Source organism: Chitinophaga jiangningensis (assembly GCF_900142605.1).
In the GTDB taxonomy this organism is placed as follows: domain Bacteria; phylum Bacteroidota; class Bacteroidia; order Chitinophagales; family Chitinophagaceae; genus Chitinophaga; species Chitinophaga jiangningensis.
The window spans coordinates 130,127-142,734 of record NZ_FRBL01000007.1; the positions used below are offsets into that span (position 1 = coordinate 130,127).

Consider the following 12,608-nt stretch of genomic DNA (forward strand, 5'->3'; position numbering starts at 1 on the left):
TGTTCTATGATTTCTTTTCGTCTTTCATGATCTGCCTGTAAGCCTTGATAAAGATAGCACCCAGGTTTTTATGTGGTGGCACATAGTCGCTGAACAGCTCTTTGTTACGGGCATCGCCGGCAAACTTCTTGGACAGCTGCGCCCACATAATCACCCAGTCTACGTTCTTACCACTTCTCACCACATCTTCCAGGCTGCGGATAATCGGCTCATTCACAAAACGGGTACCCACCTGTTTGGAAGAAATAATATGCGCTTCCGGTGATTTCTCCAGTACTGTAGCCAGGTTATGATAGCCTCCGCAGGAGCCCAGCACTACGATTTTGGCGGAGCTTTGCAAGTTATCCAGCGTTGTGTTCACATGGTAACTGTGACCACGGTGAATGAAGATGGAAGGATGTATATCCTGCTCATCCAGATATTCAGAGAGTTTGCTGATCGCCTCCTTATCCCCAGGCTCATCGATAGGCAGGTTCGCATAAATGGTAGTAGGCTTACCTTTCAGGGAAGAAATGGTAGTCCAGTACTTGCCTTTTACCACCCGCCAGTCGCCGGACGGGAAGTTGCTCATAAAGCTGGCGTATGATTCCTGGCCATCTTTATCTCCATAGAAAAATACCTGCTGGTATACACGACCACTATCGCTTTCCAGGCTGTTGAAGGTAACGTAGTTGATTGGAGGCAGTTGCAGCTTGCTGGCCATATCCGATGCCTTGCTGGAATCGTTACCATTTTCTGCTTCTGTTTCAAATAAACTGGTCAGCAGCTGGTAAATTACGGTACCACGGCGATCATTATGTTTTTTCACGTATGCCAGGTTCTTTCTCACCTCTGCACGCAGGAAGTCCAGCAGCTTAGGATCGCGGATACTACCAAAGGAGTTGGCCACATCTACGGCATCTTCCAGGTCTTCCGTTTTTTCCAGGTTCTGCACATACTTCTGCATCAGGTAGTTGGAGTTCTCCGGCGCCATGGATTTCAGAAAGTTGTCCAGGGTGTTGAAACCCGCTGCCATTGCGATAAACTTCTTAAAACGGTCAAAGTTCACCATCATCAGTAAGCTGTCGCCACGGGGAGGCTTCATGCGGATCATCATCTGATCGTACAAACCGGCGTTGTTATGGTTGGTATAGCTGGAAGTATACAGTTCCTCCTGGCCGTTTACAATCAGGTAATACAGTTCTTCCGGTGTAAAGTCGTTTACGATGCGGAACCTGACATTGGCCGGCTCCTCGTGCAGATCATTTACATCGCGGATATAAATCAGTGATTTGGCCTGCATATTTTCCATCATGGCTTTCATACCAATGGGCTGGTGGCCTTCACTTTTCATCTTTTGCAGGTTGATGGTCGACTTTACCATCTGGCGGTAATACTGGCGGTCGTTGTCGGCTACTTTCTCCAGGTCTTCCACGGTGGTGGTACCGGCGAGAATTTCATCGATGAAAGGCAGTATACGCGTGCTTTGCGGGGATTTACCAATGCGTACGATTGTTTGCACAATCGGATCCTGGTTACGCTTGATAGCCGTAGCCATCGGCGTGTAGGAGGTAGCGTAAGTCAGCACCTGGTTAGGATACTTACGTGCTACAGCCGCTACAATGGAGTCGGTACCAGGATATCCGAGATAATCACTGAGCTTCGGCATTACCGTCTCCAGATTATCAAAGGCATACTTGGTAAACACCAATCCCCTTGCCTCTTTATAGCCCGGGTTATCTTTAAACACTTCAATCAGTCTTTCCGAACCTTCGAATGAAAGGCCCTGGATATAGGGATAGATGCTTTTGCCTTTCATGTCGGCATGCATCATTTGCTGATATGCGTTGATGATAGCCGGTGCTTCTTCCGGCTGCAGCAGGGTGCGGGCCCGCTTGTAGTTATAATCTTTGAGAACAGCGTAGATGCCGGTAAGGTATTTCACTTTCAGACGATGGTCTAGGGAGCTGTCCCGTTCGATTTCTTCCTGGATTTTGTCCACCTGTTTGATGAGCGCATTGGTCACCTGCAGGTTGATGGTTTGATCGTCAGACACGCGCACCAAATCGTCGGCCTTGCCGTCGAACTTAGCTGCTGCTGCCTGTTCCTTGTCTATATTATCGTGAAATCCCTGCCTGGTAATAGGTATCTGCAAATGACTGTTCTGTGCGTGTACCCAGCTGCTTTGAGAAGCCGCCAGCAAGAAAATGATTAAAAATTTCCTCATTATAATTCTCCTTTTCAGCCAACCTGATAGCAAATTTACAACCAATTTAGCAACCAATTGTGTAAATGCCATTAGGGGCTAGCTTTTAAGCACAAATAAATATGTTTTTCCTATATCTTTATAAAGTGAGGCAGAAAATTCCGCCTAAGGAGTAACAATTAATCACGGACAACTGTTAAATGGAAATCATTTATGCAAACATTTACCAGCGATATATCCGGGCAAAAGTTCCCGGAGTCAGAGAAAGTCAGCGCCAAACTGATCCGTCCTTCGCTCATGCGAATGATCAAAACAGATCATCCCAGCTTTAACCACAAGTGCCATATTGCCCTGTCGGAGCTCACCCACTACCGGCAAAAGTTCTATGAATCTCTTTTTTCTGAAGAGATGGGAGAGTTATCTGCGGTAGAACGCCAGGTACTGGAAAACCTCAAAAGCAACCGTACCCTGTCTGACAAACTGGAGGAGGACAACCTGGCGTCAGACCTTACCTATGGCCAGAAGCTGGCGGATAAGATTGCGGATTTCGGGGGCAGCTGGACCTTCATCATCTTCTTCCTGTGTTTCATTTTGGTGTGGATGGGAGTCAATGTATTTTTCCTGCTGAACAAGGGCTTTGACCCTTATCCGTTTATCCTGCTTAACCTGATTCTCTCCTGCCTGGCAGCTTTACAGGCGCCGGTGATCATGATGAGCCAGAACCGCCAGGAAGAAAAGGACCGGCGCCGGGCGAAGAACGATTACATGATTAACCTGAAATCGGAGCTGGAAGTACGCATTCTGCACGAAAAAATAGACCATCTCATCATCACACAGCAACAGGACGTGCTGGAGTTGCAACAGGCCCAGTTAGAAATGATGAATCAGCTCCTGGCGGCAGTAAAATCTAATCAAAACCATAAAGATACAGATAGCAAACAACCTTAATAGTAGGACCGCCAACATTTTGTTTTACCTTGCGGAAGTATAGGAAACCAGGGGCTTTTATGGTGAATTAACAATTTCATAATGTTATTTTTCCATTAATCACAGCGCTCACAATCTAATTTTGTGTCGTCTTTTATAAAAGCAAAAGTATATGATAGACCAAGCCGTAGCTGGAAAAATACTGGTAGTAGATGACGAAATCGATATTCTTGAGATTATCAGTTATAACCTCAAGTCTGCCGGGTATGACACTGTAATTGCAAAAGACGGCAATGAGGCTATCCAGAAAGCTAAAATTTTCCGTCCGGACCTGATTATGCTGGACATCATGATGCCGAACAAGAACGGTATTGATACCTGCCGTGAGATCAGGAAATTCCCGGAGTTCAAAGATACCATGGTGCTGTTTTTAACGGCCCTCAATGATGAGAAATCAGAGATTGACGGACTGAATATGGGTGCTGATGATTACATCGCGAAACCTATTAAGCCAAAATTGCTGGTGAGTCGTATCAATGCGCTGTTCCGCCGTTTGCATAAACCGGAAGAGCAGCAGATGCAGCTGGGCGACCTTGTCATCGACCGTGAAAAATTTACGGTTACCTATAAAGGCCAGGAAATTATCCTCGCTAAAAAGGAATTTGAACTGTTGCAATTGCTGGCATCCAAGCCAGGCCGTGTGTTTCTCCGCAATGAAATCCTGAACCAGGTATGGGGTACGGAGGTAATTGTGGGCGACAGAACCATCGATGTGCATATCCGTAAGATCCGTCAGAAAATAGGGATTGACCTCATTACTACCGTTAAAGGTGTGGGGTATAAATTTGAGATGTAATTTTTCCCACCATATTATTTGGCCGCCGCTGGCGGCTTTCTTTTTCTTACCTCTTTTTTCCCCGGAGATGAGGAGCACCTGCGGTGCTGCTCATCTCCGGGTTTCTGCCGGCCCGAAGGGCCGGCAGAAACCCGGAACAAGCTATTCGGATCTACACTACCAGACAATTTTATGGCAAGTAAAAAATTTAAAGTAATTTCCCACTATTACAATAATTACTCACTCTGGAGTATGTTTAAAACTAAAAACCTTTCGCCGCAGAAGCTTGCAGGATTCACAGCTTTGGTCATTTCCTTCGTGATTGCCCTGTTTAGTTACCTGGTTTCGGGCGACTATAAAATCACCGCCGGCGCATTCGTGCTTACTTTTCTGGTGTCCTATTACCTGTATTTGTACACCTTGCAGAATTTCATCTACCGGAAAATAAAACTCATTTACAAATTCATTTACCAGACAAAGGCTTCCAAGAGAGAAGAGTTTTTCAACAAAAACATCCTTCCGCTCAAAACCATCGAAGAAGTAAGTGAAGATGTGGAAAAGTGGGCCAGCCAGAAGAAAGAAGAGCTGGAAAGCCTTCGCCGTAACGAGGAATTCAGGAAAGAGTTTCTCCTGAATCTCTCCCATGAACTCAAAACCCCCATTTTTGCCGTACAGGGCTATATACACACCCTGCTGGACGGGGCGCTGGAAGACCCGAGTGTAAATAAAATGTTCCTGAAAAACGCGACCAAAAATATTGATCGCCTCTGCCGCCTGCTGGACGACCTGGATGAAATATCCAAGCTGGAAAGCGGGGAAATGACGGTAAACGTAGAGGATTTCGTGATACAGGACTTGCTGAAAGACGTATTTGATACCCTCTCGCTGAAAGCCAACACCAAAGGCATTAAATTCAGCATAAAGAAAGGTTGCGAAACGCCGTTGCACGTAATTGCGGATAAGGAAAAGATCCGTCAGGTACTCATCAACCTGGTGGACAACTCGATCAAATATGGCAAGCAGGATGGTCATACCATTGCCAGCATATACAATATGGATGGCAAGCGCGTACTGATTGAGATCTCTGACGACGGTATCGGTATGGCGGAAGAGCACCTGCCGCGTGTATTTGAGCGCTTTTATCGTACGGACCGTGCACGGAGCCGCGACATAGGCGGTACCGGCCTCGGTTTAGCGATCGTAAAACACATCGTGGAAGCCCACGACCAGTCTATTACTGTTAGAAGTAAGCCGGAAATAGGCAGTACTTTCGGGTTTACACTGGAAGCCGGTAAAGGAGAATTCTAAAAACGGTATTGGAGGCGACAGGTCAGCACGTTATCGTCCAGGTCTTTTTCATAACCGGGTAAAGCGGTTGCTTCATTTTCCACCCAATCATAGTAAACACTGAGCTTCAGGTGCTCGTTTAAATAATACAGGTATCCGAAGCCCAGTGTATTATAGCGTATATCCGCCTGCGTTAACCCACCTCCTGGTGCTCCAATCTGTGTTCCTTTCACATCTGTATTCGGGTCGTACCAGTCGTATCGTACTACCACCTGGTGCTTGTCGCTGGCGAGGTTTTGTATGAAATAAAGATAGGCGCCATCAAATTTCCGGATATACAGCGGTGCATATTTACCATCCGGGGTCAGTGGGATAGTACCTGGTGTTTCAGTAGTTGAAGCTGTGGCCGTTTGTTTACCACGGATATACTCTGCCCTGAACTGAGTAAAGCCCTTTCCTTTTCCATTCGGTATTTTCAACTGCATATCCGCTCCGTAATAGTGGCGGGGGGCTATTTTACCGGCATTGGTTACCGTTGAATCCACTTTAAATGCGTGGGCGTTATCCATGGTGTAGATCACATTGGTAAACTGCTGCATACCTCCCATGAGAACAGACACACCTCCTGACAATCGCCAGTTTTGTGCATTCAACTTTCTGGGTTTAATGTAAATGCGTCCGATGAAGTCCTTATGGCTGTCGAAGTCACTTGGCCCGGTGAGGCCCTGACCGTTGAACAAACCTGCGTCTATCTTCAAAAACCGCAGGGGGTGGTCTTTTTTTCTAGGTTCAAAGGATAACATTCCTCCGATGTCGCGCTCCGTTTTCATCAGGATTTGTGACATACGGCCACGCTCCGGTGTTTCACGATCGCCGGACGACAGGTTTACCTCCCATCCAAACGGGCGGGCAAACATACCGGCGGCAAACGCAAAAACATTGAATTTGGTATCGAATACGCGGCCATAGAAGTCGCGGATGTTCACTCCTCTCTCCGTACCATCGAACTGAAAAGCGAACTGTAATACCGGCATATCCTGGTCGTTATAATGCTCATAATCTACGCGGATACGGCCCCGGCGGAGCATCCAACGGTTGTCAGACTCTTTATTGAAGTTCCCCCCTGCAAAGGTGTTGATTCCTCTGGCGGAAGCCATCTGGAATTGCGGCTGGATATAGCCACTGAAGCGGAGTGCATCATATTTCTGATACATGGAAAGCATGCCTTTCCCCACCGCTTTGGTAGTGTCAATCATATCCATCAGGAACTGGGCCCGGGTGGCAAGTGTCGTCAGCATCAAAAAACAGGCTACCAGTAAGAATTTAGCAAAACGCATCCGCAATTTAGATTTGGCGCAAAAGTACAGCATCGCCGGTGAATTTCACACCCGATAATTCATGGATCATATTTATGTTAATCGTTCGTTAATCAGCAACCGTGACAGTGCGCATTAAGCCTTTTGAGCCCGTTTAATACGAACTTATGAGAATAAAATAGCAACTATGCGAACTAATACTTTTGCCTACTGGAAAGAAAAGGTGGATAAAGCGATTGCTATTAGTGACAACCACCTCTCCGGCGACATCTCTATCAGCAAAATAGCCGACGAACTGTGTGTAGATGCACAAACACTAACGAGAAGATTTGAAATGTTTCTGGGTGAATCCTACAAACAATTTACGAAGCGAAGAAGGCTGGAACAGGCAGGTGGATTGCTCTGGCACTCGGCCTATAACATCGGGCAGATTGCTGCCTATTGCGGCTATGGAAGCCAGCAGTCCTTCACAAAGGCTTTTACCCAGGAGTATAATGAAACACCGGCACATTACCGGGACAAACCGTTCCTCCCCAACGAAGAGGAAACATTGTATATCACCAAAGTCATCACTTCTTCCGACAGTGATCAGAAGGAAATCTTTTGCCTGGACAATACCACAGAGATTCACGAAGGCAGCTTCACCCTGTATTACACTATCCTTCCGAGCCAGCATGATCCGATCAGAAACATGGTGAAGTATATGATGCATTACATCAGCAAGTTCAGAGTAACCCGCGCGGCCCTGATGATACCGGATGCCCGGATTATTACCGGCACACTGGATTCCGTACCGGTTACTGCCTATGATAAGATGATGATGTATGTGGGGTTGCTGGTACCGAATGTAAAGGCATATGAAACCATTCACCGGCAGCTGAAATTCGGGTTTGATACCTGCGGGCTGCTGGAGAAGCATATCCCTGCTAATAACTATAAGCACCTTAAACTAAACATGGGCTTCGCCGAAGCCGGCTTGCCCATGTATAATTTTATCAACAAAAGTTGCAGGGTGAGTGATTTCAAGATGAACAGTAATCACTTCTTTATCTCTCTGACGGGGCTCAACGATTGCGAAGTGTTTATCCCTTTTGAAAAACGTTACGGCTGCTAGAACTGGAAGTAAATCGGAATCATTGGCTGCGTGCTCTTCACCTGCGCCAGCAACCACACAAATGCTACCATTACCGCTACACTTGCCACCACTGGCAGCTTTGAATAGATATTTTCCATAGAAAGCTCTGCTTTTGCCGGCATAAAATGCAGCACAAAGCCCATTACCATCACCCAGAAAACAGCAGTATAACCGGTGTACAGCTCTGGCCAAATTTCAGGCTGGAAGTCGTACGCGATCTGATGTATCAGCGCCCACGCGTCGTGGAAGGTAGCCGCCTTAAAAAATATCCAACAGAAGCAAACAAAGTGGAAGGTAAACAGCACGCCCAGCACTTTCAGCAGGCCTCCTGAGAAGCCGCCAAACTGGATCTGGCGTTTCTTCAGGTAATCGATCCTTACCTTATCAATGGCCAGCATACTACCATGCATACCGCCCCAGAATATAAAATTCCAGCTCGCACCATGCCAGAAGCCTCCGATCAGCATGGTCAATGCCAGGTTGATGTACTGCCGTACCTTACCTTTCCGGTTACCTCCCAAAGGAATGTATAGGTAATCCCGCAGCCAGCTGGATAATGAAATATGCCAGCGGCGCCAGAACTCAGTAATAGAGCGACTCTGGTAAGGGGAGTTGAAGTTAGGCGGAATTTTAAAGCCGGTCCAGCGGGCAATACCCAGCGCCATATCCGAATAACCGGAGAAGTCGCAATAAATCACCAGCGCATAGCCATATACCCCCAGCAAACACTCCAGGCCGGTATGTTTGCTCGGATCATCGAAGATGTATTGTACGAAGTTGAGGTATATAAAGTCCGATATCACTATCTTTTTAAACAACCCGCTTATGATCAGGTACATCCCCTTCCCGATATCATCTGAATCGATCACATAAGGCTGCGATATCTGCGGGATAAAATCAGCTGCACGTACGATAGGGCCCATCATCAGCTTAGGGAAGAACGACAGGAAGAAAAGGTAATCCATGAAGTTATCCACAGGTTCGATTTCATCCCGGTATACATCGATCGTATAGCTGAGGTTTTCGAAAGTATAGAAGGAAATACCGATCGGCAGGGTGAGTTTCAGCAGTGGAATACTGCCTGCTGCAAAGTCGTTAAGAATACCGATGAAGAAGTTGGTGTACTTAAAATAGAACAGCAATCCTATGTTGAGGATGATGCTAAAAATAAGCAGCAGCTTTTTGGTGGACTTCTTTGGCGTCCGGTGAATCCATTTGGAAAGGTTAAAGTCTACAATGGCGGAAAGTATGACCAATCCTACATAATAGCCACAGGCCTTATAAAAGAAATACAGGGAAAACAGGGTATACACCCATACCCGACCTGTTTTGCTTTTGTGTACTGCCAGGTAACAGAGCAGAAATACTGCAAAATAATAGAAGAAGAAAGCACTGTTAAAGAGCACCGGATCATTAGGATCGTAAAGCAACAGGTCGAACAGCTTATTGACGTCGATCATTGGATGTTAATATATTTTCTTGGTTTCAGCCTGGTATTTTTTGTAGGCAGACATTATTGCTTCGTTGAGCAGTTGCCCTTGCAGCTGGTACCCTTTTGCACTGAAGTGTACATGATCGGCGCCCCAGTATGGGTTAAACCTGGCTTTCTGTACTTTATTCACTGCATTAAAATCCCAGCATGCCAATCCTTTTTCGCGGGCATACCCTTCAATCTGGGCGGAGGCCATGGCGATGTAAGGATTAGGTGTAATGGTAGTTTTGCTGTATCTACGCCATTTCCCTTTCACTTTTTTCCGGTATGAGCTTTTGACTACCCTCATACAGTCCGGAGGAGTAGTCAGCAAGATACATACGTTTGGGTTTTGTTCCCTTATCAGTGTAACGGTTTTATCAATTTCATTTCTGAAGGAGAGGGCGTCGAATCGGCCGTAGGCTTCATTGGTACCCAGTGATATGATCACCAGCTGCGGTTTCAGCACCGACATCTGGGCAAGGAGTATGTTACTGTATTCGTTGTAATGCTGGTACATGGCGCCGTTGATACCAACGCTGCTATAGATCACTCCATTCTCACCGTTACGTAAAAACGCACCATAGAAACGGAAAGGCCCTTTGGCGGTATTATCGAAACGGGCGGAAAAAATCTGTTGCTGATCCCTGAAACTCAGGGTGGCTTTTTGAATGGTTGGTGAGCCGGTAAAGGGCTGCGGTGTAATAATTACATCGGCGGTGGCAGCAAATACGGTAGTAGAGTCATTTCCAGGATCATACACCAGCTCGGCCTCATTAAATGAGTTTTCCTGGAAAGAGTCCTGTTTACCAATGAAACTGAGGGAAGGCGTGGTAGCGTTTGTAGTAATGGTAATACCTCCGGGGCCGAGTACGGGCGATTTATACCGATCTACCACTCTTTCGCCGTTCCATTTGACAGGGCTTGACCAGCGGTAATCTTCCGGACCGTTGGTACCTGCCAGGTTATAGGGAAATACAAATCCACGGCCTGCGTTACCAAACTGCTGTTGCAGCATGGCGCCATTGGTTTGTGGATAGTAGCCAGCCTGTACATGTGAATCGCCGAGGTGTAATATTGAAATCACGGTAGTATCCGCATGATCCAGTAACCTGAAAATCCGGTACAGTGCTGTATCCTGGGCGATGGAATTATCGCCGTCAAAACCTTGTGCAACCGCTTTTTTACCTCCCAGCAACAACAGCAGGGCTAAACTACTGAACAGTACTTGTCTGCCTATATTCATTCATAATAGCTTTGTATAGCAGCGACGCTACCTTAGACGCTCCTAACCTGTTAAAATGTGTGTAATCCTTGTTCGCACCTGGGGTTTCACTTTCCACCCACTTCACCATTGAATTTTCTCCACCCATTGCTGCAAAGAGATTCCAGAAGGCAGTCCCGTGTTCTGCCGCCAGATCGTGTTGCACAGCTAACAGCGCTGGTACGCCCGGCGCGGTAACGTATTGGTCGCCCTTACGATAGGATTTGTCGGCAGTACCGATGATAAGGAATGAGGTAGCCGGGATATCGTTGCGAAGCGAATCCAGCACCTTATTCATCGGGCGCTCAAACCAGCTGTAGTCGGTCAGTTCCGGCCGCCATAATACATTGGCGCCGTAGTGAAAAACTACCAGGTCGTAAGTGTGTTCCTGCTGCATACGGCGGATCATGTCTGCCGACAGCTTTCCGAGTTCGATACCGCTGATACCTCTGAAGGAGTAGTTATCCACATAGATACCGTTATCGTCTTCGAAGCTAACACCAAAGAGGGGCCCTGCGGCACCTCCGGCGTATTTGATAGTTACCGATGGCAGCCCTGTATCCTGACGCAGATCGAGTCGGTTTACAGCGGCGTTGCCGTCGAGCGTATAGCTTTTATCGTTTACCGTAAGGCCAGTGCCGGAGGCAGGGCCATACAGGATGGAAATTTCATTAAACTTATCCAGTCGCGCTTTTTTCACCGGGGTATATCGCACCCAGCTGTTGGACGACGGGATGAAAGTATGCCCGGATAATCCGAGCGGAATATTGGATGGGGGCAGTTTTTTATAGGAGTAGTCTGTCCAGTCCTTCGAGTAGGTATGGGTGATAGTGGTTCTGAAGCTGGCCACTACCGAGGTAATGGGCACGAAGCCCACACCTTGTCCGCCGAAGTAATGTTGCAAACTATCGCGCAGTTCACCGGTGATCAGGTCACCTTCGATCATGGAGTCGCCGAAGTATGCGATGCGGACTTTCTTTCTTTTACCTGCTTTCAGGTCGGCCAGGGCCTGGAGGAATTTATGCAGGCCGGCGGCATCTTCACTGTATTGTGCCGAGGCGTATTGCATGATACCGGTGTATTCCATGTAGTCGTGGTGGGCATCCGGGTTGGGCAGTGTAGTTACTGTTCCGGAGCTGTCAACCACGCTTACGGCGGTATCTGTAACAGTACCGCCCTTACCGGTACGACCAGCAAGGGCAGTATTGTTTTTATCTTGTCCGGGAGATGAAGTCCTAAGGTCGGACAGCATATCCAGTTTTCGGAATTGGAAATCCTTGTAGGAGAAGCTGTAATTCAGCTGGGATAAAGCCACCAGGCATGCCAATGAACCCGCGATAATCAGAAATGGGTAGGCAGCCTTATTTTTGCCAGGCATATTATTCATGTATAGTCAGGCATATTACCGGAGCGCCTGGCAACAAGTGGCATAGTGCAAAAGTGCTTAAGAACCGCTTGCAACGCTGCCTATGGCCGCATCCAGCTTATACAATTTATAACGGTTAATAATAGAAGTCACACGTTTTATCCATTCCTGGCCTGCAGTTGAATATCCGCTATGGTTCATTTTATGAAGCCAGGTAGAATATTCCATGTTTCCTTTCAGGTCTGCAAACCACTTCTTTTTGGCTAACAGCTGTACAAAGTGTTCGTAGGAAGCCACATCTGACAGGTATTGTTTATAGCGGGATTTGTATCCTGCGTTTGTCTGTTGCAGATTGTTTTTACCAACGATGCCAAAATGATTGTGCAGCAATTTAGCATTTTTACTGGTACCAGTGCCAGATTCCAGCATCGCAATGCCCAGAATTACACTGGCAGGAATTCCGGTTTCCTGCATTAATTCCACAGATACCGGTTTGAATTTTTTCAAATAATTGCTTGTCGATTGTTGAGCATACCCAACATTGCTGAGCATTAGCAATAAAAACACCGCACAAATACAAGCCGCAGCTTTGCTCATAGTAGAGTTAATCATACACATAAGCTTAGTGTTAGTTGTTGTTACAGGTGATAGATTGTTGTTTGTTTTCAGCATCATTTCTTACCTCACATATCAACGATGTCCCTACACCGCAATATTACTTTAAAAATTTAGATAATACGTTTCTTTCGTCTACTCGCTACTCTTTTCCGTTAATGGCTTGTTAAAAAATATTGTTCTATTATTTGCACTAATCCCCTTTGA

Annotated in this window: 10 protein-coding genes; 4 read left to right on the plus strand and 6 right to left on the minus strand. The window is 46.7% G+C overall.

The annotated features are described in order from the left end of the window. Positions 1–4: 4 nt before the first annotated feature. Positions 5–2,206, minus strand: coding sequence for a hypothetical protein (locus BUB18_RS18710; RefSeq protein ID WP_073084054.1), 2,202 nt, complete (start codon positions 2,204–2,206; stop codon positions 5–7). A gap of 192 nt (positions 2,207–2,398) precedes the next feature. Between BUB18_RS18710 and BUB18_RS18715 the strand changes: the two genes are divergently transcribed. The 3 genes from BUB18_RS18715 (at position 2,399) to BUB18_RS18725 (ending at position 5,255) form a co-directional block, all read left to right on the plus strand. Beyond that, positions 2,399–3,133: a DUF1003 domain-containing protein gene (locus tag BUB18_RS18715; protein ID WP_073084056.1), complete on the plus strand. Its 735-nt coding sequence runs from the start codon at positions 2,399–2,401 to the stop codon at positions 3,131–3,133. A gap of 151 nt (positions 3,134–3,284) precedes the next feature. Beyond that, positions 3,285–3,968 (plus strand): response regulator transcription factor, encoded by a 684-nt coding sequence (locus BUB18_RS18720; protein ID WP_073084058.1) that lies wholly within the window; start codon positions 3,285–3,287, stop codon positions 3,966–3,968. A gap of 231 nt (positions 3,969–4,199) precedes the next feature. Next, positions 4,200–5,255, plus strand: coding sequence for a sensor histidine kinase (locus BUB18_RS18725; protein WP_073084710.1), 1,056 nt, complete (start codon positions 4,200–4,202; stop codon positions 5,253–5,255). On the opposite strand, the gene BUB18_RS18730 is transcribed toward BUB18_RS18725, so the two are convergent. Next, positions 5,252–6,571, minus strand: a complete 1,320-nt coding sequence (locus BUB18_RS18730) for a porin (RefSeq protein ID WP_245805699.1) — start codon at positions 6,569–6,571, stop codon at positions 5,252–5,254. The genes BUB18_RS18725 and BUB18_RS18730 overlap by 4 nt on opposite strands. A 166-nt stretch (positions 6,572–6,737) precedes the next feature. On the opposite strand from BUB18_RS18730, the gene BUB18_RS18735 reads away from it, so the two are divergent. Beyond that, positions 6,738–7,664: a helix-turn-helix transcriptional regulator gene (locus tag BUB18_RS18735; protein WP_073084060.1), complete on the plus strand. Its 927-nt coding sequence runs from the start codon at positions 6,738–6,740 to the stop codon at positions 7,662–7,664. Here the strand turns inward: BUB18_RS18735 and BUB18_RS18740 are convergent. From BUB18_RS18740 to BUB18_RS18755, 4 genes are all read right to left on the minus strand, one after another. Then, complete coding sequence (locus tag BUB18_RS18740) at positions 7,661–9,145, minus strand: MBOAT family O-acyltransferase (RefSeq protein ID WP_073084062.1); 1,485 nt, start codon at positions 9,143–9,145, stop codon at positions 7,661–7,663. The two genes, BUB18_RS18735 and BUB18_RS18740, sit on opposite strands and share 4 nt — an antisense overlap. 6 nt (positions 9,146–9,151) lie before the next feature. Then, positions 9,152–10,402, minus strand: coding sequence for a GDSL-type esterase/lipase family protein (locus BUB18_RS18745; protein ID WP_073084064.1), 1,251 nt, complete (start codon positions 10,400–10,402; stop codon positions 9,152–9,154). Then, complete coding sequence (locus BUB18_RS18750) at positions 10,371–11,798, minus strand: SGNH/GDSL hydrolase family protein (protein WP_143159997.1); 1,428 nt, start codon at positions 11,796–11,798, stop codon at positions 10,371–10,373. The genes BUB18_RS18745 and BUB18_RS18750 overlap by 32 nt, the downstream gene beginning before the upstream one ends. Positions 11,799–11,864: 66 nt before the next feature. Then, on the minus strand, positions 11,865–12,461 hold the full coding sequence (locus BUB18_RS18755) for a glucosaminidase domain-containing protein (RefSeq protein ID WP_083550283.1): 597 nt from the start codon (positions 12,459–12,461) through the stop codon (positions 11,865–11,867). Positions 12,462–12,608 lie beyond the last annotated feature (147 nt).

Bases quoted from the DNA above. Each gene is read 5' to 3' on its own strand.
- BUB18_RS18755 (WP_083550283.1), bottom strand. From the start codon at position 12,461: ATGATGCTGAAAACAAACAACAATCTATCACCTGTAACAACAACTAAC.
- BUB18_RS18745 (WP_073084064.1), bottom strand. From the start codon at position 10,402: ATGAATATAGGCAGACAAGTACTGTTCAGTAGTTTAGCCCTGCTGTTG.
- BUB18_RS18725 (WP_073084710.1), top strand. From the start codon at position 4,200: ATGTTTAAAACTAAAAACCTTTCGCCGCAGAAGCTTGCAGGATTCACA.
- BUB18_RS18735 (WP_073084060.1), top strand. From the start codon at position 6,738: ATGCGAACTAATACTTTTGCCTACTGGAAAGAAAAGGTGGATAAAGCG.
- BUB18_RS18720 (WP_073084058.1), top strand. From the start codon at position 3,285: ATGATAGACCAAGCCGTAGCTGGAAAAATACTGGTAGTAGATGACGAA.
- BUB18_RS18740 (WP_073084062.1), bottom strand. From the start codon at position 9,145: ATGATCGACGTCAATAAGCTGTTCGACCTGTTGCTTTACGATCCTAAT.
- BUB18_RS18715 (WP_073084056.1), top strand. From the start codon at position 2,399: ATGCAAACATTTACCAGCGATATATCCGGGCAAAAGTTCCCGGAGTCA.
- BUB18_RS18750 (WP_143159997.1), bottom strand. From the start codon at position 11,798: ATGCCTGGCAAAAATAAGGCTGCCTACCCATTTCTGATTATCGCGGGT.
- BUB18_RS18730 (WP_245805699.1), bottom strand. From the start codon at position 6,571: ATGCGTTTTGCTAAATTCTTACTGGTAGCCTGTTTTTTGATGCTGACG.
- BUB18_RS18710 (WP_073084054.1), bottom strand. From the start codon at position 2,206: ATGAGGAAATTTTTAATCATTTTCTTGCTGGCGGCTTCTCAAAGCAGC.